Origin of the sequence: Roseinatronobacter alkalisoli (genome assembly GCF_028745735.1) — a bacterium.
Classification (GTDB): Bacteria; Pseudomonadota; Alphaproteobacteria; order Rhodobacterales; family Rhodobacteraceae; genus Roseinatronobacter; species Roseinatronobacter alkalisoli.
The window spans coordinates 1-19759 of record NZ_JAQZSM010000007.1; the positions used below are offsets into that span (position 1 = coordinate 1).

Annotated in this window: 25 protein-coding genes and 1 pseudogene; 21 read left to right on the forward strand and 5 right to left on the reverse strand. The window is 63.3% G+C overall.

The window, feature by feature from the left end:
• The 7 genes and pseudogenes from PUT78_RS09360 to PUT78_RS09390 form a co-directional block, all read left to right on the forward strand.
• Positions 1-115 (forward strand): annotated as a pseudogene (locus PUT78_RS09360) (IS5/IS1182 family transposase); the annotation flags it as partial.
• A gap of 52 nt (positions 116-167) precedes the next feature.
• On the forward strand, positions 168-845 hold the full coding sequence (locus PUT78_RS09365) for a hypothetical protein (protein WP_274351999.1): 678 nt from the start codon (positions 168-170) through the stop codon (positions 843-845).
• Positions 846-1118: 273 nt separating this feature from the next.
• Positions 1119-1826, forward strand: coding sequence for a 50S ribosomal protein L21 (locus tag PUT78_RS09370; protein WP_274352000.1), 708 nt, complete (start codon positions 1119-1121; stop codon positions 1824-1826).
• 6 nt (positions 1827-1832) lie between these two features.
• A complete protein-coding gene (rpmA, locus tag PUT78_RS09375) occupies positions 1833-2102 on the forward strand; it encodes a 50S ribosomal protein L27 (RefSeq protein ID WP_274352001.1) in 270 nt (89 codons plus the stop codon).
• 128 nt (positions 2103-2230) lie between these two features.
• Positions 2231-2779: a GNAT family N-acetyltransferase gene (locus PUT78_RS09380; RefSeq protein ID WP_274352002.1), complete on the forward strand. Its 549-nt coding sequence runs from the start codon at positions 2231-2233 to the stop codon at positions 2777-2779.
• Positions 2780-2792: 13 nt separating this feature from the next.
• Complete coding sequence (locus PUT78_RS09385) at positions 2793-3341, forward strand: GNAT family N-acetyltransferase (RefSeq protein WP_274352003.1); 549 nt, start codon at positions 2793-2795, stop codon at positions 3339-3341.
• Positions 3342-3436: 95 nt separating this feature from the next.
• Entirely contained in the window at positions 3437-4210 is a 774-nt protein-coding gene (locus PUT78_RS09390; protein WP_274352004.1) for a gamma-glutamyl-gamma-aminobutyrate hydrolase family protein, read from the forward strand.
• Positions 4211-4506: 296 nt separating this feature from the next.
• Here PUT78_RS09390 and PUT78_RS09395 read toward each other — a convergent pair whose 3' ends face one another.
• From PUT78_RS09395 to PUT78_RS09415, 5 genes are all read right to left on the reverse strand, one after another.
• Positions 4507-5223, reverse strand: a complete 717-nt coding sequence (locus PUT78_RS09395) for a L,D-transpeptidase (RefSeq protein ID WP_274352005.1) — start codon at positions 5221-5223, stop codon at positions 4507-4509.
• A gap of 152 nt (positions 5224-5375) precedes the next feature.
• Positions 5376-6017, reverse strand: coding sequence for a bifunctional 4-hydroxy-2-oxoglutarate aldolase/2-dehydro-3-deoxy-phosphogluconate aldolase (gene eda, locus PUT78_RS09400; RefSeq protein WP_274352006.1), 642 nt, complete (start codon positions 6015-6017; stop codon positions 5376-5378).
• A gap of 336 nt (positions 6018-6353) precedes the next feature.
• The gene (locus tag PUT78_RS09405; protein WP_274352007.1) at positions 6354-8189 is read right to left on the reverse strand and encodes an SLC13 family permease; all 1836 of its coding nucleotides are present in this window, start codon (positions 8187-8189) and stop codon (positions 6354-6356) included.
• A gap of 265 nt (positions 8190-8454) precedes the next feature.
• Entirely contained in the window at positions 8455-9309 is an 855-nt protein-coding gene (locus tag PUT78_RS09410; RefSeq protein WP_274352008.1) for a TIGR00282 family metallophosphoesterase, read from the reverse strand.
• A 53-nt stretch (positions 9310-9362) separates the two neighbouring features.
• Complete coding sequence (locus PUT78_RS09415; protein ID WP_274352009.1) at positions 9363-9836, reverse strand: D-galactarate dehydratase; 474 nt, start codon at positions 9834-9836, stop codon at positions 9363-9365.
• Positions 9837-9919: 83 nt separating this feature from the next.
• On the opposite strand from PUT78_RS09415, the gene moaA reads away from it, so the two are divergent.
• From moaA to PUT78_RS09485, 14 genes are all read left to right on the forward strand, one after another.
• A complete protein-coding gene (gene moaA / locus PUT78_RS09420) occupies positions 9920-10924 on the forward strand; it encodes a GTP 3',8-cyclase MoaA (RefSeq protein ID WP_274352010.1) in 1005 nt (334 codons plus the stop codon).
• 421 nt (positions 10925-11345) lie between these two features.
• Entirely contained in the window at positions 11346-11861 is a 516-nt protein-coding gene (locus PUT78_RS09425; RefSeq protein WP_274352011.1) for a hypothetical protein, read from the forward strand.
• Positions 11830-13131, forward strand: a complete 1302-nt coding sequence (locus PUT78_RS09430) for a DNA-packaging protein (protein ID WP_274352012.1) — start codon at positions 11830-11832, stop codon at positions 13129-13131. Before PUT78_RS09425 ends, PUT78_RS09430 begins: the two co-directional genes overlap by 32 nt.
• Before the next feature lie 148 nt (positions 13132-13279).
• On the forward strand, positions 13280-14503 hold the full coding sequence (locus PUT78_RS09435; RefSeq protein WP_274352013.1) for a phage portal protein: 1224 nt from the start codon (positions 13280-13282) through the stop codon (positions 14501-14503).
• Positions 14500-14742 carry a GTA head formation protein, RCAP_rcc01685 family gene (locus PUT78_RS09440; RefSeq protein ID WP_274352014.1) on the forward strand — a complete coding sequence of 81 codons (243 nt, stop codon included), beginning with the start codon at positions 14500-14502 and terminating at the stop codon, positions 14740-14742. The genes PUT78_RS09435 and PUT78_RS09440 overlap by 4 nt, the downstream gene beginning before the upstream one ends.
• An 11-nt stretch (positions 14743-14753) precedes the next feature.
• Positions 14754-15284, forward strand: a complete 531-nt coding sequence (locus PUT78_RS09445) for an HK97 family phage prohead protease (protein WP_274352015.1) — start codon at positions 14754-14756, stop codon at positions 15282-15284.
• 100 nt (positions 15285-15384) lie between these two features.
• Positions 15385-16584 carry a phage major capsid protein gene (locus PUT78_RS09450; protein WP_274352016.1) on the forward strand — a complete coding sequence of 400 codons (1200 nt, stop codon included), beginning with the start codon at positions 15385-15387 and terminating at the stop codon, positions 16582-16584.
• A gap of 213 nt (positions 16585-16797) precedes the next feature.
• On the forward strand, positions 16798-17385 hold the full coding sequence (locus tag PUT78_RS09455) for a head-tail connector protein (RefSeq protein ID WP_274352017.1): 588 nt from the start codon (positions 16798-16800) through the stop codon (positions 17383-17385).
• Positions 17382-17726, forward strand: a complete 345-nt coding sequence (locus PUT78_RS09460; protein ID WP_274352018.1) for a head-tail adaptor protein — start codon at positions 17382-17384, stop codon at positions 17724-17726. The genes PUT78_RS09455 and PUT78_RS09460 overlap by 4 nt, the downstream gene beginning before the upstream one ends.
• Positions 17723-18136, forward strand: a complete 414-nt coding sequence (locus tag PUT78_RS09465; RefSeq protein WP_274352019.1) for a DUF3168 domain-containing protein — start codon at positions 17723-17725, stop codon at positions 18134-18136. Before PUT78_RS09460 ends, PUT78_RS09465 begins: the two co-directional genes overlap by 4 nt.
• Before the next feature lie 24 nt (positions 18137-18160).
• Positions 18161-18574: a phage major tail protein, TP901-1 family gene (locus PUT78_RS09470; protein WP_274352020.1), complete on the forward strand. Its 414-nt coding sequence runs from the start codon at positions 18161-18163 to the stop codon at positions 18572-18574.
• A 2-nt stretch (positions 18575-18576) separates the two neighbouring features.
• Entirely contained in the window at positions 18577-18891 is a 315-nt protein-coding gene (locus PUT78_RS09475) for a gene transfer agent family protein (RefSeq protein WP_274352021.1), read from the forward strand.
• Positions 18888-19094: a rcc01693 family protein gene (locus PUT78_RS09480; RefSeq protein ID WP_274352022.1), complete on the forward strand. Its 207-nt coding sequence runs from the start codon at positions 18888-18890 to the stop codon at positions 19092-19094. The genes PUT78_RS09475 and PUT78_RS09480 overlap by 4 nt, the downstream gene beginning before the upstream one ends.
• Positions 19094-19753 (forward strand): phage tail tape measure protein, encoded by a 660-nt coding sequence (locus PUT78_RS09485; RefSeq protein ID WP_274352023.1) that lies wholly within the window; start codon positions 19094-19096, stop codon positions 19751-19753. The genes PUT78_RS09480 and PUT78_RS09485 overlap by 1 nt, the downstream gene beginning before the upstream one ends.
• The last annotated feature ends 6 nt before the right edge of the window (positions 19754-19759 follow it).

Below are 19759 nucleotides of genomic sequence, written 5' to 3' on the forward strand. Positions count from 1 at the left end.
AATCATGTTTGGCAGGCTCAAGGACTGGCGGCGTGTCGCAACCCGCTATGATCGCTGCCCAAAAGTCTTCCTCTCAGCCATCGCGCTCGCCGCTACAGTCATCTATTGGCTATGAGTCCTGACCCTAACATCTACCAGTCTCATTTGAGAACATGAGGAGATCACCTTTGGCTTGGTCGACTGTTATACAAACATTTTCGGCAATGGTTGCCGCTATCTCAGTTTTATTTGGGGTTACTTCTTGGCGAAGGACGGAGCTTGGGAAACGGCGCGTTGATTTAGCGGAAGAAACGGTGGAGATTTTTGGCAAGCTCCGAGATGCCTTCCAACATATCCGGTCACCATTCAGTTTCTCAGGTGAAGGATCATCTCGAGAGCGTAATGAAGGAGAAACACCAGAGGAATCCGAGATTCTTGATCGAGCGAATATAGTATTTGAAAGGTACAGAAAATACGAAAACACATTCAACAGGGCATACGCGCTGAAATTTCGAGCCAAGGCGTATTTTGGCAAGGACGTTGGCAACTGCTTTGATGAAATGTTCATTATTAGAGCAGAAATTTTTTCTGCTGCTCAGAGTCTTGCTCGTTCTTGGCGAGATCAGGGGCGGAGAAAAATGAATCAAGGGCAACTTGCTCAGCATATAGAACGAATGCATAAGAACGAGGAGATATTCTGGGAGACCGGAGGTGAAGATGAAATTAAAAAAAGAATTAACAATTCGGTTCAGCGGATAGAGGATGTTTGTACGGGAATCATTCAACCGCGACCAACGCTAAAGGTTCATGCAAAGTCTATCTGTTGTGCGATCGCTCGATACATAGGCTTAGCTTCATATGAGTAACGTTGGTAATTGAGCATACCTCAATGCGATGACCATATCGCGTGCCCAAGGTGATTCAGCAACACCGTGAGGACATTGATTTGCGAATGCACACCCCCATCCCCCCGCTTGACACCCGTCCCTGTTTCCCCCATAGGACAGCTTCCGTTCGGGCATGCGGTCCGCGCGGGGTTATGGTATTGTCCGCGCAGGCGGGCACGCCGCCCGAGGCAGAGCAACGCCCGCATCAGCGCGGGGGCCACAGGGCGCGGCAGATGATGAAGGAACAGACCGATGTTTGCGGTCCTTAAAACTGGTGGCAAGCAATACCGCGTGCAGGCAGGCGATGTGCTGCGCGTGGAACGTATTGCTGCGCAAGCTGGCGACAAAGTCCAGTTCAACGAAATTCTCATGCTGGGCGGTGATGCGCCTGTGATCGGTGCGCCTGTTGTTGATGGCGCTGCCGTGCAGGCCGAAGTCATTGACCAGATCAAGGCCGACAAGGTCATCCATTATGTCAAGCGTCGCCGCAAGCACAGCTCGCAGCGCACCAAGGGCCACCGCCAGAAACTGACACTGGTGCGTGTGACCGACATTCTGGCCTCCGGCGCGGATGCATCGGGCGTGATGGCCGCTATCGGCACCGGTTCGGTATCGGGCTTCGCTATTGAAGCGGCGGCTCCTGCGAAAGCGGCCAAACCTGCGAAAGCCAAACCCGCAAAAGCCGCCAAGGCAGACGCCCCAGCAGTTGAAGGCACCAAGCCCGCCAACCTGCTGAGCGAGGCCCGCGATGGCCAGCCTGATGACCTGAAAAAGATTTCCGGCGTCGGCCCCAAGCTGGAAGGTTTGCTGCATCAGAATGGCGTGTTCCATTTTGACCAGATTGCCGCTTGGAATACCGCAGAGATTGCCTATATGGATGATCAACTGTCATTCAAGGGCCGGATCGAACGTGATGGCTGGATTGATCAGGCCAAACAATTCGCAGCCGAGAAGGAGTAAAACCTCATGGCACATAAGAAAGCAGGCGGTTCCTCCCGCAACGGTCGCGACTCTGCGGGTCGCCGTCTTGGCGTCAAGCTCTATGGTGGGCAGCACGCGATTCCCGGCAATATCATCGTGCGTCAGCGCGGCACCAAGCATTGGGCCGGCGATGGCGTGGGCATGGGCCGCGATCACACCCTGTTTGCGCTGTCCGAAGGTCGCGTGACCTTCACCAAAGGTCTGAAGGGGCGCAGCTATGTGTCCGTGACCCCGATGGTGGATGCAGCAGAGTAAGCCGAACTTTTACATTTTGCATGTAGAACAGGGTCGGCAGCAATGCCGGCCCTGTTTCTTTTCCGGCATCCCACACGCCTGGAGGAGTGGGCAGTGGTATCGCCAACCCCATGTTTTGGAGGAGTAGAATGACCGTGACGACCCCAATTCTTGCAGATCAGCCGGTTCTGACATCGGAACGGCTGGTTCTGCGGCCCTTGCAGAAATCCGATTCCGCACTTCTGGCGATGCATTCGGGCGACAAGCGCGTGGCCGAAGGCACGCGGTCCATCCCGCACCCGTTGCCACCCGGCGCGACAGAGCAATTCATCGAACGCGCCCTCTCGCCCAAGCGCGATGAAGATGTGTGGGTCATGGACGGGTCGGCCACGGGGTCTGCGCATGTGCTGGGCCTGTTGTCGCTGAAACCACTGGACCGCCAGCAAAGCCAGATCGGGTTCTGGGTCGCGCCCGCCTTCTGGAATGCAGGCTATGCCTCGGAGGCGCTGCGTTGCGTTATCAAGGCCAACCCGCACCAGTCGCGCACGCTGTTTGCCGAAGTGTTTCAGGACAATACCGCATCCGCGCATGTGCTGACCAATGCCGCGTTCGATTATCTGGGCGATGCAGAGGCCTATTCCGTCGCGCGCCGCGCCAATGTGCCGACATGGACCTATCTGCGCCGGATGTCTGCCTGACAGGGGGGCGGAAATGCTGCCACTCCCCCTGGCCATACCCCATGCGGCCTTGCCGGGCCTGCATCTGCGCCGGTTACAGCCGCAGGATGCAGGCCCGTTGCGCGCCATCGTCACCCGGCCCGAAGTCGGACGCATGTTGCTGGCCTTTCCCGCAGACTGGACGCTGGAACAGGCGCAGGCACTGATTGCGAAAACCGCGCCGCGCAACACGCCGCCCTTCCGGCTGGCGATTGATACGGGCAATGGCGCGCTGATCGGCACTGTGGGTTTCGTGCAGGGAAAGGCCGATGAAATCGCCTATTTCCTGGACCCCGCATGTCAGGGACAGGGCATCATGCGCGCCTGTCTGGCGGGGTTCATTGACATGATCTTCACGCAATTTGCGTGCGAAAACCTGCGTGCGGAAGTGTATCATGACAATCCCGCGTCCATGGGGTTGCTGAAGGCGCTTGGGTTTGCGCAAACCGGCATCTATACCGGCACATGTTCAGCCCAGCGTGCCAGTGCCGAAAGCCTGCATGTTTTCGATCTGCCGCGCGCGGTGTGGCAGGCGGGCAGGTGATGAATTCTTTGGCGTTTTATGCGCTTTGGCCGCGTGCCCTCTCGACCTTTTGCCGGGGTTTGCTACAGTAGGCGTATCAGGCAACAGGACATGTGATGCGCAGACCAGTCGTCGGAATCATTGGCAACGCTTTTCTGATCAATGATCAATACCCCGCCCATGCCGGCGGCACCATGAATTCCGAAGCAGTGGCCGAAGTGTCCGGCTGCCTGCCGCTTCTGGTGCCGTCCGATCCGCGTTTTGTGTCGGTCGCGGAATTGCTGGATGTGTGCGACGGGTTCCTGCTGACCGGCGGGCGACCCAATGTCCACCCCGAAGAATATGGCGAAGACCCGACCCCCGCGCATGGCGAATTCGACCGCGCGCGCGATGCGATTGCCCTGCCGCTGGTACGCGCCTGCGTGGAACGCGGCCAGCCGTTTTTCGGCGTCTGTCGCGGCTTTCAGGAAGTGAATGTGGCGATGGGCGGCACACTTTACCCCGAAATCCGCGACCTGCCGGGGCGGATGAACCACCGCATGCCGCCCGATGGCACGCTGGCGGAAAAATTTGCCCTGCGCCATAAGGTCCGCTTTTCCGAAGGCGGGGTATTTCACCGCCTGATGGGGGCCCCCGAAGTGATGACAAACACCCTGCACGGGCAGGGCATCAAGACAGCAGGACAGCGCGTGGTCATTGACGGACATGCCCCCGATGGTACGCCAGAGGCGATCTATATCGAGGGTGCGCAGGGCTTTACCCTGTCAGTGCAATGGCACCCCGAATGGCAGGCAGGGGCTGATCCTGTGTCGCGCCCGCTGTTCGAAGCCTTCGGCGATGCAGTGCGCGCCTGGGCAGACGGGCGCAGGGCATGGCCGCTCAGCGCATAAGCGCCCCGGTGTCTGGCTGACTGAACCTGCATGGCGGGGTGTTTCACGGCGTGGAACGGTTGTTTGCGCATCCAAAGGCGCGGAATCAAGGCCGCAAGGCTGGCCCACGCCATAGGCCCGGCCGTCCCGCGGCCTGCCGGTTCCGCTGGCGGTGACTCACGCCTTGAATGCCGGTGTATGCCGCCTGCATAAAGTGAACCCCTATCACGCAGGACCGGCAGCCCCCGGCCCACCGCTGACGCGGGCTTGGTGCATAGGTCAACACCCACCCCCGTCGATAACCACCCCGGCCCGCCTCAGATGGTCACAACGCGGGTGCCGTTGGGCACACGGCCAAACAGGTCAATCACATCATGATCGACCATGCGGATACAGCCCGATGACACATATTGCCCGATCAGCCACCATTCCGGCGTGCCGTGAATGCGGTAGCCCTGATCGCGCCCGCCGGTCATCAGGTAAAGTGCGCGCGCGCCCAGCGGGTTTCGTGGCCCGCCCGGCATGCCGCCCGCAAAACGCGCCAGCCATGGCTCGCGCCGGATCATGTTGGCGGTTGGTGTCCATGTCGGCCAATGCGCGCGCCGGTAAATAGTGCCGGTGCCGCGCCAGGTGAACCCTTCGCGCCCGACCGCAATGCCATAGCGCAGCGCATGCCCGTCGGGCAGCACCAGAAACAGCTTCCGTTCCGGGTTGTCGATCACGATGGTCCCGGGGCGGAAGCGGGTGGCATAGGGCACCACATCGCGGTGGAATTCAGGGGGGATCATGCTCATGCCGATGGCGCGCAGGGAATGCGCACCATCAGGGCGGGCCTCATAGCTGAGGGGGGCAATACCATAGCGCGCGGCAATCGGGGACATCGGTTCAGTGCGCGTGGTGGCAATGGGACGGCCGTCTTCGGTCATGCGCGGGCTTGCCAAAGGGGCGGTGCTGGTGGATTCACATGCGCCAAGGGCCAGCGCAGATGCAGCTGCGCCCGTGGTCAGAAATCCGCGTCGAGAAATCAAGTTCATGGTGCAACCTGTTATGGTTGCCTGTATTTTTATCTGCCTCTGATCACAGTGATACGCAGGCACCGCTTGCCGCGTCCAGCGTGCTGAGTGGCAAACAGGCCCGCATCCGGGGTTTCGGGGCGCAGTGTTGCCAATGCGCCACCGTTGTGGTGTCAGCGTGGCAGGCTGGCCGCGTCGCGCGCAAGTGCCGTGATCCCCGCCCAGTCGCCCGCATCCATCATGGATTTTGGTGCGACCCAACTGCCGCCGACACAGGCGACATTGGGCAGTTTCAGGTAATCTGGCGCAAGGGCAGGGGTAATGCTGCCGGTCGGGCAGAATGTGACCTGCGGCAATGGCCCGCCAATGGATTTCAGCGCGCCCGCCCCCCCGATGGATTCGGCGGGAAAGAATTTCTGCACTGTATAGCCCAGTTCCAGCAGCGCCATCACCTCTGAGCAGGTCTGCGCGCCGGGCAGCAGCGCCATGTCATTCGCGCGCGCGGCGTCGGTCAGTGCAGGGGTGGACCCGGGAGAGACCGCAAAAACGGCGCCAGCGGCGCGCGCGGCTTCCATCTGCGCCGGGGTCAGCACTGTGCCCGCGCCCAGAATCGCCCCGTCAACCTGCGCCATCTGCGCGATTGCTTCCAGCGCGCAACTGGTGCGCAGGGTGACTTCCAGCACCGGCAGACCGCCCGCAACCAGCGCTTCGGCCAGCGGGCGCGCATGGGCCAGGTCATGAATGACCAGAACCGGAATGACAGGGGCCAACTGGCAGAGTTTCAGGGCGCGGTCGCTTTGTTCAGTGGGGGTCATGTCGGTGGCTCCTGCGGGATGCTTGCGCTAACGGGAATAGCGCGAAGCAGTGGCCCGCGCAAGACCGGGCTGCGCCGCCCGGACGAAACGGCAGGATGTTGCGGGGGGTGGGCGGAACCGGCAGTCGCGCGCCCCAAAGCGCGGAACAAGGGCGAAGCCCGCCGCGCCACAGGTCTGGCCGTCCCGCGGCCTGCCGGTTTCGCCAGCGCATTACCAAGCCAGGAATGCCGGAGTTATGCCGCCAGCATAAAGTGAACTTCTCCCATGCCGGACTGGCAGACCCCGGCCCACCGCTGGCGCGGCTCCGTCTGTGGCCCCGACACGCTGCGCCCGCCCCTATAGCGGCCAGAAAATCGGGATGAAAAACGCAGCAGTCGGCGCCATCACGAAATGCATCGGGATACCGACACGCATGAAATCGGTGAACTTATACCCGCCCGGCCCGTAAATCAGCGTGTTGGTCTGATACCCGATCGGCGTTGCAAATGCCGCCGATGCCCCGATCATCACCGCCACCACCAGCGGGCGCGGGTCCACCCCGATGGCCAGCCCCAGACCTATGACAATGGGCGTCAGCACCACCGCGACGGCATTATTCGTCACCAGTTCGGTCAGGGTTATCGTCAACAGATAGATTGTCAGAATCAACAGGAATGGCGGCAGATCAGCCAGCTTGGGGGCAACACTGCCCACAATCAGCGACACCGCCCCAGACGCTTCCAGCCCCGCGCCCACAGCCAGCATGGAAAACACCAGCGCCAGCAACCGGCCATCGATGAAGCCAAAGGCCTCGTCCGCGTCAATGCAGCGCGTCAGCAGCACCACCGCCACACCGGCAAAGGCCATCAGCGAAATCGGGGCCAGATTCAGCGCCGAGAAGATGACAATCGCCATCAATGTCGCAATCACAATCGGCGCATGCCCGCGCCGGTAGGCGCGTTCCGATGTCAGCGTCACATCGCCCAGATTCATGTCCTGTGCCAGCCGCTGGATGTCCTCTGGCGTTCCCTCCAGCAGCAGCGTGTCGCCCACGCGCACCACCAGATTTTCAAAATTTGTGCCGATATTCTGGTTCCTGCGATGCACTGCCAGCGGATAGACACCATAGCGCCTGCGCAACCGCATACCGCCCAGCGCGCGGCCCACCATCTTGCAGTCCGGCGCAATCAGCACCTCGACCGTGGTGGTCTGCACGGATGACAGGCGGTCCACATCATGCGCCGCCGCGGGGTCTGCGGGCAAAGCGCCTGCTTCGCGGGCTTCTTCCACCTGGGTGACATCCTTGTTGGCCTTCAGTCCCAGCACTTCGGAAATCTGGGTGCGCAGAACCACGCGGTCCCCCGCCTGCAACACCACCGCGCCCATATCCCAGCGCAAGGACGCATCCCCGCGCAACACATCGATCACGCGCGCGCCCTCGCGCTGGAACAGATCAACATCGCGCAGGGGTTTGCCGATCAGCCCCGATGTTTCGGGAATGGCAACTTCGGTGAAGAACTTGGTGCGCCCGCGATCGGCCATGATATCGCTCATGGAACTGCGTTCGGGCAGCAGGTGACGCCCGATCAACAGCAGATAGCCCACCCCCACCACGGCCATGATCGCGCCCAGTTTGGTAATTTCAAACACCGTGAACGGGGCCAGCCCGTTGGCCCGCGCCACCCCGTCCACCAGCAGGTTGGTGGATGTGCCGATCAAGGTCAGCGTGCCGCCCATGATTGACAGATAACTTAGTGGAATCAACAGTTTAGATGACGTTGTTTTCAGCGTCTTGGCCAATGTGATGAACACTGGAATCATCACAACCACAATCGGGGTGTTGTTCACGAAAGCCGACAGGCCCAGCACGGTCAGCGTCAGGATGGAAAGTGTCAGCACGGGGGCGGTCTTGACATGGCGGATGGCCAGTTGCGTGATCCAGTCCAGCGCGCCGGTGCGCACCAGCGCCCCCACAATGATGAACAATGCGCCGATGGTCCATGGCGCATGGTTCGACAGCGCCGCAAAGGCCGCATCGCGGGGCAGAATTCCCAGCACCAGCATTGCCACCGCACCGCCGATTGCGGTCACTTCAACAGGATAGACTTCTTTCATGAAGGCAATGAACATGCCCACAACAATGCCCAAGGCAATGATGGCCTGCGCAGTCTGGCCCAGTTCCAAGCCCAGCATACTACCCCCTGATGGCCCCGGCCTTCTTCGCTGGCCGTTTTCCGAACTTATTGCGATTTACCCGCATCATTGCAAGCCCGCTTCCGCTGGCCAGGCGCGCGCAAGTGGCCGCATTGCAGGACTGCCGCGATATCGGGCACATCCCGCAGGCCGCAATCACGGGCCTGTGACTGCATCTGACCGCAATGCGCATTCATCCTGCCTGAAATAAGCCCGGAGCAGGGGCAGGGCGTGGATATCCGCGCGGTGGATATAGCGCCGCGTTTCAGCCGCCAAACCCGGCAACCCCCGACAGATCCAGCGGTTGCGGTCCCGCCTGCGCCAGCCGCCCGCCAATGCGCACCATTTCAATGCGGGTGGCCTGTCCGCTGCGGTCATCGGTTTCGACATAGGTGCCTGACACTGTGGCCGCCCCCTGCGCCGGTTCAAACCGCGCGCGCGGCATGCCGGTGATGAAGCGGCGCATTGGTTCATCCTTCTGCATACCGATGACGGAATCATAATCGCCGCACATGCCCGCATCGGACTGAAACGCCGTGCCGCCTGCCAGAATCTGCGCATCCGCTGTGGGGATATGGGTATGCGTGCCCACCACAAGGCTCGCGCGTCCGTCGCACCACAGCCCCATCGCGGCCTTTTCCGATGTCGCTTCGCAATGAATATCGACAATCGCGGCCTGCACCATGCCGCCGCGCGGATGGGCGCGCAAAACCGGGTCAATCGCGGAAAACGGGTCACCATAGGGCTGTTTCATGAAAACCTGCCCCAGTGCCTGCGCCACCAGCACGCGCCGCCCGTTTGGGGCATCAAACACCCGCGCACCCGCGCCGGGGGCACCGGATTTGGCAATGTTCAGGGGCCGGATGATGCGCGGTTCCTGCACGCAGAATTCGCGCATGGTTTTCTGGTCGAACGCATGGTCCCCCAGCGTGATGACATCGGCCCCCGCATCCAGCAGCGCTTTCGCATGCTCGGGCGTCAGTCCCATACCGCCAGTTGCGTTCTCGCCGTTCACAACAGCGAAATCCAGCCGCCAGTCGCGGCGCATGACAGGCAGCAGCGCGGCTACCGCAGCGCGCCCGGCCCGTCCCATAACATCACCCAGAAACAATATCCGCATGGGCGCAGGTCATAGGGCTGCGCGCGCATCAGGGCAAGGCAAAACCGCTGCAATCAGCGTGCAATTACCCGCAGCCGTACCAATTGCGTCAAGGGCACGCCAAGGGCGCGGAACCCGTCCAGCGACAACTGGCTGCCCGCGCCTGCCGCCCCACCGGACGGGCGCAGTTCGACCTGCGCGCTGGCACCGCCCGGCGCTTCTACCCGGCCGGGGGTGGTTTGTGTCACCAGACCTGTGCGCAGCCACAGGCCCGGCTCTGACGGTGCGCCCAGACTGGCCAGTGTTTCGCCAAGCACGCCGCCGGGGCCCGCGACCGTGACAGCCGTGCCTGCCTGCACATCCCCGTCAACCGCCGTGTCACCGGGGCGCGCTGCGGGGCGCGGGGTATCCGCATCGGCGGCGCGGGCCATGGCCGCAGGTTCACGCCCATCACTGCCTGCGCGCCCGAACGCGCCGGTCAGTTGTGCGCAGGCTGGCAGGACCAGCACAGGGATCAGGATCATCAGCGGATGCAATATGTATTTCATACGCCCCAACCTAGTGCGAAGAATACGGCAGGACAATCACCTTCACGCTTGCCGCGCGCGATAGTGATGGTTACCTTCCCCCCATGACAGCGCCACTCATAGACCCTTTTGCCCGCCCGATTTCCTATCTGCGTGTCTCGGTCACGGACAGGTGCGATTTCCGCTGTGTCTATTGCATGGCCGAAAACATGACCTTCCTGCCGAAAAAGGAACTTCTGACACTGGAAGAACTGGACCGCATGTGTTCCACCTTCATCCGGCTGGGGGTGGAAAAGCTGCGCATCACCGGGGGCGAGCCGCTGGTGCGCAAGGGCATCATGACATTTTTTCAGGCCATGTCGCGCCATCTGGACGCGGGCACCCTGCGGGAGCTGACCCTGACCACCAATGGCAGCCAGCTGCGCCGTTTCGCAAAGGATCTGGTGGAGTGCGGGGTGCGGCGGGTCAATATTTCGCTGGATACGCTGGATGACCGGAAATTCGCCGATATTACCCGCTGGGGCCGCCTGGCCCAGGTGCTGGACGGCATTGACGCCGCGCAAACAGCGGGGCTGCGGGTGAAAATCAACGCGGTGGCGCTGAAGGGTTTCAATGAAGATGAGTTGTTCACCATGGTTGAATGGTGCGGGCAACGCGACATGGACCTGACCTTCATTGAGGTCATGCCAATGGGCGATCTGGGCAACGAGGACCGGCTGGACCAGTACTGGCCCCTGTCCGACCTGCGCGCCCGGCTGGCGGAGCGCTTTACCCTGACTGATCTGGATGAACGCTCGGGCGGGCCGGCGCGCTATGTCCGGCTGGATGAGACCGGCCAGAAAATCGGCTTCATCACGCCGCTGACGCATAATTTCTGCGAAAGCTGCAACCGCGTGCGCCTGACCTGCACGGGGGAATTGTATATGTGCCTTGGACAGGAAGACATGGCCGACCTGCGCGCGCCCTTGCGCGCCAGCGCGGATGACGCGGCGCTGGAACAGGCGATCCGCCGCGCGATCTCGCATAAGCCCAAAGGGCATGATTTCGACTATTCCCGCCAGAAAGTGGACGGTCAGATGACCCGCCACATGAGCCATACCGGCGGCTGAAACCCGCCCCAAAGGCGCGGAATAAAGGGCGCAGCCTGGCCCACGCCACCGGCGGGCCGTCCTGCGGCCTGCCGGTTTGGCTGGCGTCGATTCAAGCTTTTGAGCTTAAGATTATGCCGCCAGCATAAAGTGAATTCCTCCCATATGGGACCGGCAGACCCCGGCCCACCACTGGCGCGGCTTTATGCCCGCCTCTGGCGCTGCGACTGGCCGCAACCTTTCAGTGCTGCAGACCCGCTCACGCCCCCAAAGGCGCGGAGCAAAGGGCGCAAGCCCGCCGCGCCACCGGCGGGCCGTCCGGCGGCCTGCTGGTTTTGCCGATGCTGATTCAAGTCTTGAATGGCGGAGTTATGCCGCTTGTATAAAGTGAACTCCTCCCACGCCGGACCGGCAGACCCCGGCCCACCACTGGCGCGGCGTCATGCCCGCCCCCCCCCCCGGAACAGGCAGCGCACGCGCCCTTAGCATGGCGCACAGGGTTTTGTCCTATGCTGATCATCCGTGTTTGGCGGGGTCCGGTGGGTGGGGCGCGCAGATCAAGGCGCGCACCACCCCCCATGCAGGGGCCGAGAGAGACAGGCAGAACCATATGATCAACGACACGCAGCCCGACAGGGGGCCGACACCCGAAAACATGGTGTCCTATTCCGAGCAGTTGCTGAACCATTCCATCGCGCGGCTGACGCGCATTCTTGAAACCTATGATGACATGCCCGCTGTGCTGGCCGGCAAGGAACTCGCCGAAGAGTTCCGCAGCCTGCGCAAGGCATTGGAGATTGCCTATCATGAACGTGCCCATATCCAGAAACTCCGGGGTGTCGAAGATGCCCAGTCCGCCAGCCTTGACCTTGGCGCCGCAAGGGACGAAATCGCCCGCCGGCTGGCTTGCCTGCGCGCCGCCGGAGATGGTGGCGCAATTTCTGGACAGCCTGAGTGACGCGGCCCTGGCCGCTCTGCCATGGCTGTTCGAATTCTGGGCCGCCCCCCACCAACTGCCCCCCGAAGGGGACTGGCGCACATGGGTCTGCATGGGGGGGCGCGGCGCGGGCAAGACACGCGCAGGCGCGGAATGGGTGCGCGCACAGGTCGAAGGCGCGCGCCCGCTGGACACAGGGGCCGCGCGGCGCGTGGCGCTGGTGGCCGAAACCTATGATCAGGCGCGCGATGTCATGGTCTTTGGCGACAGCGGCATCATTGCCTGCTCGCCCGCTGACCGCGCGCCGCATTGGGAAGCGGGCAAGCGGCGTCTGGTCTGGCCCAACGGGGCGATTGCGCAATGTTTCAGCGCCTCTGACCCCGAAGCGCTGCGCGGCCCGCAATTTGACGCGGCATGGTGTGACGAACTGGCAAAATGGCCCAAGGCCGAAGCCACCTGGGACATGTTGCAATTCGCGCTGCGTCTGGGCACCCATCCGCGCCAGCTTGTCACCACCACGCCGCGCAATCAGGCCACGCTGAAGGGCATTCTGCGCGCCCCGTCCACCGTGCTGACCCATGCCGCGACCGAAGCGAACCGCGCCTGGCTTGCGCCATCCTTTCTGGAAGAAATCCGCCACCGCTATCGCGGCACCCGGCTGGAACGGCAGGAACTGGACGGGCATCTGCTGGAAGATGCGCAAGGCACGCTCTGGCCGCAAACCCTGCTGGAAGGGGCGCGGGTGGCGCATGTGCCGGATTTGTCGCGCGTGGTGGTCGCTGTGGACCCTGCGGTCAGCGGGCATGCGGGGTCTGACCTGTGCGGGATCGTGGTTGTGGGCGCAGTGACCGAAGGGCCGCCCGCTGACTGGCGCGCCTATGTGCTGGAAGATGCCAGCCTGCGCGCCACATCGCCCAGCGAATGGGCGCGCGCCGCCATTGACGCGCTGCACCGCCATGGTGGCGACCGCATCGTGGCCGAAGTCAATCAGGGCGGCAATCTGGTGGCCGAAGTGCTGCGCCATATCGACCCGCTGGTGCCGTTCCGCGCCGTGCATGCCAGCCGGGGCAAGGTGCTGCGCGCCGAACCGGTGGCGGCACTTTATGAACAGGGGCGGGTGTTTCATGCCGCCCGCCTTGGCCCGCTGGAGGACCAGATGGCGCAGATGACCGCGCAGGGGTTCGCAGGCACCGGCAGCCCCGACCGCGTGGATGCGCTGGTCTGGGCCTTGCATGATCTGGTGCTGGGCCCGGCGGCGCGCTGGTCGCGGCCCATGGTGCGAACGCTGTGATAAGCGCGAATTCATCCCTTCGCGTTAGGGTCACTTTCAGACAGGCCGAAACGGGCGGCGGGACGACAGACGCGGGCGCAAGGCCCGTTCGCAGCCGCCATAGCGTATTTTTGGCAAGAGGAAGGGTCAGGAATGGAGTGTATCCGACATGTTTGATATCTTTCGCAAGGCGCAGGCACCGGAAAACGCGGCGGGCGATCTGGCGCAGACCAAGGCCTCAGCCGTGGGACCACTGACCGCCGGGCGCATCGGCGCGAAAACCGCCAGCCTTGGCGTGGCCGGAACCGGTGCGGTGGCATGGACCATGCGCGATGGCGTGTCACTGGCGCGGGCGGGGTTTCTGGGCAATCCTATCGGGTTCCGTGCCGTGCGCCTGATATCCGAAGCCGCCAGCGCCCTGCCGCTGGTGGTGCAGGACAGCGCGCGCCGCTATGAATTGCACCCGCTGCTGGACCTCATCACCCAGCCCAACCCCGCACAGGGCCGCGCCGATTTCTTTGACGCGCTTTATGCGCAGCTTCTGCTGTCGGGCAATGCCTATGTCGAGGCTGTGACCGGCCCGGATGGCGGTGTGCAGGAGCTGCATGTCCTGCGGTCCGAGCGCATGAGCGTGGTGCCCGGTGCCGATGGCTGGCCCGTTGCATGGGATTACACCGTGGGCGCGAAAAAACACCGCTTTCACATGCGCGACGGTCTGGCGCCCATCTGCCATATCCGGTCCTTTCACCCCCATGATGACCATTACGGCCTGTCGCCGCTGGCTGCGGCCGCGCGCGCGGTGGATGTGCATAATGCCGCATCGAACTGGTCCAAGGCGCTGCTGGACAATGCCGCGCGCCCGTCGGGTGCGATTGTCTATCGCGGCCCGGACGGGCAGGGCAGCATGAGTGCGGAGCAGTTTGAGCGCCTGCAATCGGAAATTGAAACCAACCATCAGGGCGCGCGCAATGCGGGGCGGCCCATGTTGCTGGAAGGCGGGCTTGACTGGAAGCCGATGGGGTTTTCGCCCTCCGACATGGAATTTCACCGCACCAAGGAAGCAGCGGCGCGCGAAATCGCCATTGCTTTCGGGGTGCCGCCCATGTTGCTGGGCATCCCGGGCGATGCGACCTATGCCAATTATCAGGAAGCGAACCGCGCCTTTTACCGGCTGACAGTCCTGCCGATGGCGCAGCGGGTCGCTGCGGCAGTGGCGCATTGGCTGTCGGGTTTTGTGCCCGGTGACGTGACCCTGAAACCCGATCTGGATCAGGTGCCCGCCCTGGCGGAAGAACGCGAACAGCAATGGCGCCGCATCGGTCAGGCCGGTTTTTTAAGTGGCGCTGAAAAACGTGTCCTTCTGGGCCTGCCTGCCCATGTCGAGGGCGCATGAGCGCGCGCCGTCAGACAGGGGGGTCACGCTACCTGTATGACAGTTTTGAGGCAGCGCAAGCGCGGATCGATGCGCAGGAGCGCGTGTTCGAGGTCCGCAAGGAAGTGCTGGAATTCCGCATGACGCGGCTGGAAACCGCCGTGGAACGTCTGGAACGGCGCTTGTGGCTGGCGGTCTATGCCGTGGCGGCGGGCGTGCTGCTGCATGGCGCGCTGGCCTTGCTGGCGGCAACCCAATGAAAGGGGTCGATATGGAGTATAAATTCTGCAAACCCGAAGCCGGTCTGACATTGCTGGAGGGGCACCGCATTGCGGGCTATGCCAGTGTGTTTGGGCGGCGCGACAAGGGGGGCGACACGGTTCTGCCCGGTGCCTATGGCGCATCGCTGCAAAAACTGGCCGCGCGCGGCGATAAGGTGCGCATGCTGTGGCAGCATGACCCCGCCCAGCCCATCGGCATCTGGGATGAAGTGTCCGAGGATGCCCATGGCCTGTTCGTCAAGGGCCGCCTTCTGCCCGATGTGGCGCGCGCGCGCGAAGCGCTGGCGCTGTTGCAGGCGGGCGCGCTGGACGGGTTGTCCATCGGCTACCGCACGGTGCGCGCGCAGGCGCTGGCCACAGGCGGGCGCAATCTGGTGGAACTGGACCTGTGGGAAGTCAGCCTTGTGACCTTTCCCATGCAGACAGAGGCCCGCATCAGCGCGAAATCCGACCTGCTGGCAGGGTTGCGGCACGCGACCGCCAGCATGCGCGACGCGCGCGAAGCTGTTGCGCGGCTCTAGGTACAGCGCACGCTGCCTTCACCTGATCTTGGGCCATGCCCGCTATTCTGGCCCCTGATCGCACCACCCCAATCTTCATTTTCGCAAGAGAGAGAGCGACATGACAGACCCCGCGCCACTGGCTGCGGGCCGGACCGGCACATCCACGCCGGACGCGCCCGAACTGAAAACTGCCTTGCAGGATTTCACCACCGAATTCGGCACATTTCAGGCCGAAATCATCCGCAAATTCCAACAACAGGAAGAACGACTGACCATGCTGGACCGCAAGACCGCACTTTCCCCCGCCCGCCCCGTGCTCAGCAGCGCAGATGCAGGCGCGACCCTGCACCATAAGGCATTTGATGCCTATCTGCGTTCGGGCGATGACACGCCCATGCGCGGGCTGGATCTGGAAACCAAGGGCCTGAATACCCAGGTCTCCGCCGATGGGGGCTATCTGGTGGACCCCGAAACCGCGCAGGCCATCCGCGGGGTGCTGCACGCAACTGCATCCATCCGCGCGATTGCGTCTGTGGTGACAGTTGAATCGACCTCCTTCGATGTGCTGGTCGATCATACGGATGTGTCCACCGGCTGGGCAACCGAGGCGCTGGACACAATCGAATCCGACACCCCCAGGATTGACCGCATTCCCATCCGCCTGCATGAATTGTCGGCCATGCCAAAGGCCAGCCAGCGCCTGCTGGACGACAGCGCGTTTGACATCGAAGGCTGGCTTGCTGCGCGCATCGCGGGCAAATTCGCCCGCGCCGAAGCAGCCGCCTTCATCAATGGCGATGGGGTGGACAAGCCGCGCGGGTTCCTGATGCATTCCGATGTTCCTGATGAATTGTGGGAATGGGGCAATCTGGGCTATATCGCCACCGGTGCCGCAGGCGATTTTGCCGGCTCCAACGCGGCGGATGCGATTGTCGATCTGGTCTATGCGCTGGGCGCGACCTACCGCGCGAATGCTGTGTTTGTGATGAACTCCAAAACCGCAGGCGCGGTGCGCAAGATGAAAGATGCCGATGGCCGCTTCCTGTGGTCGGACGGGCTGGCAGCGGGCGAACCTGCGCGGCTGATGGGCTATCCGGTGCTGGTGGCCGAAGATATGCCCGATATCGCCAATGAAGCCTGCGCCATTGCCTTTGGCGATTTCGAGGCGGGCTATACCATCGCCGAACGCCCCGATATGCGCGTGTTACGCGACCCGTTCAGCGCGAAACCGCATGTGCTGTTCTATGCCACCAAGCGTGTGGGCGGCGATGTGTCGGATTTCAAGGCCATCAAACTGCTGAAATTCGCCGAAAGCTGATCACGGGTTTCGGGGCTGCGCGCCTGATCGCGCGGCCCTGTCGCCAACCCGTCCGGTTGCGCAATCGCGCATCCGGGCGGGCAGGGGGTGCGCGGGGTGCGGGTTCTGCCTGTCCGGTGTTCCCATTGCGCGCCCCTGCATGTGCAGGCAGGCCACGCTGCGCGTGCCCCCGATCCCCCATTTCCTTTGAACCCTGCGCAAAAGGCTGCTGTCATGGACCTGCAAGCAACAAGCCCCATTCCCCTGTCTGCCCTGCCGCTGGCGGCGTTCCGGGATCATCTGCGCCTGTCGTCGGGATTTGCCGATGCCGTGACCGAAGATGCGCTTCTGGAACAGTATTTGCGCGCCGCGCTGGACGCGGTGGAAGGGCGGGTGTCGCGCGCGCTGCTCTTGCGCGATTACACCCTGCGCCTGACGCGCTGGCGTGATGATTACGCGCAAACCCTGCCGCGCGCGCCTGTGGCGCAGGTCACAGCACTGGTGCTGATTGACCGGCTGGGCGCACAGTCTGTCGTGCCCCCGGACCGCTATATCCTGCAAGCCGATGGGGCGCGCCCGCGCATTATTGCTGCGGGGTCTGCGCTGCCCGCCATCCCGTCGCGCGGCGCGGTTGAAATTACCTTCGCTGCCGGTTTCGGTGCCGCATGGGAGGACATTCCCGCCGATCTGCGCCAGGCCGTGCTGCTGCTGGCCGCGCAATATTATGAACACCGCGATACTGGCCCCGCGCCGGATATGGATTTCGGCATCCGCGCCCTGCTGGAACGCTGGCGCGACATCCGCCTTGGGGGACGGGCATGAGTGCGCGCGCACCCCGACTGACCCGCGCGCTGGTGCTGGAAACGCCGGTGACGGCCCCTGATGGCGCGGGCGGGTTTGCCACCACATGGCAGGCCCTTGGCACACTCTGGGCCGAAATCCGCGCGGGCAGCGGGCGCGAAAGGCTGGCGACACTTGGCCCCATGGGCGAAGTGCGGCTGCGCATCACCCTGCGCGCGGCCCCGCAAGGGGTGGGTCAGCGGCCCCGCCCGGACCAGCGCCTGCGCGAAGGGGCGCGTATTTTCCGCATTCTGGCAGTGGCCGAGGCTGACGCGCAGGGCCGCTACCTGATCTGCACCGCCATAGAGGAGGCCCCAGCATGAGCTATGCCATGGCACCCGCGCTGCAAGCTGCGATTTTCCAGCATCTGGCCAATGACGCCACGCTTCAGGCGGCCTTGCAGGGCGCGATTTATGACGCCATCCCGCCTGCCACACCGCCCGCAACCTATGCGCTGATCGGCACCGAAGACGCCATCGACCGGTCCGACAAGACCGGCGCGGGCGCGGAACACCGGCTGACAATTGCCGTGGTCACCAACGCCACCGGCTTTCTGGCCGCCAAGGATATTGCCGCGCGCATCTGCGATGTGCTGGCCACGCCCCTGCCTGCACTGGCACGCGGGCGTGTGGTGGGGCTGTGGTTTGAGCGTGCGCAGGCACGCAAGCTGGAAGGCAACCAGACCCGCCGCATCGACCTGCGCTTTCGCGCGCGGCTTGAAGATAACGACTGATTTCCCATTCCCGGAGGTATCGCCATGGGCGCACAAAACGGCAAAGACCTGCTGATCAAGGTCGATATGACTGGCGACGGCCAGTTCGAAACAATGGCAGGGCTGCGCGCAACGCGCGTGTCCTTCAACGCCGAAACCATCGATGTCACATCGCTGTCGTCCCAAGGGGGGTGGCGTGAATTGCTGGGCGGCGCTGGCGCGAAATCTGCCAGTATTTCCGGCGCAGGCGTGTTTCGCGATGCAGGCACCGATGAACGCGCGCGCGCCATCTTCTTCAATGGCGAAACCCCGGATTTTCAGGTCATCATCCCTGATTTCGGCGTGATTGAAGGGCCGTTTATGCTGACCGGCCTTGATTACGCAGGCAGCCATAATGGCGAAGCCACGTTCGAGTTGTCGCTGGCATCTGCGGGCCGGCTTGATTTCGTGGCGGTATAGCCATGGCCAACCCTTTCGCAGGCGATGTGACCCTGACCATTGACGGGCGCGCGCATGTGCTGCGCCTGACCCTTGGCGCGCTGGCCGAACTGGAAACCGCCATGGGCACCGACACCATCCTTGCACTCGTCGAACGGTTTGAAGGTGGGCAGTTTTCCAGCCGCGACGTGCTGGCGCTGGTGGTGGCCGGTCTGCGCGGTGGCGGCTGGCAGGGCAGCGCGGCTGATCTGATGAGCGCTGAAATCGAAGGCGGGTTGCAAGGCGCTGCGCGCGTTGCCGCCAGTCTGCTGGCCCATGCCTTCACCCCGCCTGCATGACCACCCCGCCGCACTTTGACTGGCCCGCGCTGATGCGCCTTGGCCTGCACCGGCTGCGCCTGCATCCGCGCGATTTCTGGGCGCTGACGCCGGTGGAACTGATGATCATGCTGGGGCTGGACAGCGCCCCCGCCCCCCTGACACGCGCACGGCTGGAAGATCTGGCCGCGCGCTATCCCGACCAAGCGAAAGGGCCTGAGTGATGAGCCGCATTTCCGAATTTGAAACCCAGCTGGACGCGCTGGAAACCCGCCTTGGCCAGTCTGCCGGGCTGGTCGCGGATTTCGACAGTGAATTGGCGCAACTGGGCCGCAGCCTGACATTTACCGGGCGCGAAGTGGACAGCCTGTCGCGCAATTTCGGGTCCGGGTTGCGCCGTGCCTTTGACGGGGTGGTACTTGACGGGACGCGCTTGCAGGACGCGCTGCGCAGTCTGGCGCAAAGCATGTCGCAATCGGTCTATAACACCGCCATGCGCCCGGTGCAGAATGCCTTTGGCTCGGCCTTGGCGCAAGGGGTTGCGGGGATGATGGGCGCGGTCATGCCGTTTGCCCAAGGCGGCGCGTTCAGCGCGGGTCGGGTGATGCCTTTTGCCAAGGGGGGGGTGGTCAGTCAGGCCACGGCATTTCCCATGCGCGGCGGGGCAACCGGTGTGATGGGCGAGGCGGGACCAGAAGCCATCATGCCACTGTCACGCGGGCCTGACGGGCGGTTGGGCGTGCGGGCGGCGGGCGGCGGGGGCGGCGCGGTCAATGTCACCATCCATGTCACCACCCCCGATGTTGCGGGGTTTGAACGCAGCCAGACCCAGATCGCCGCGCAGATGTCGCGCCTGTTGGCGCAGGGCCAGCGCAACCGTTGACACGAA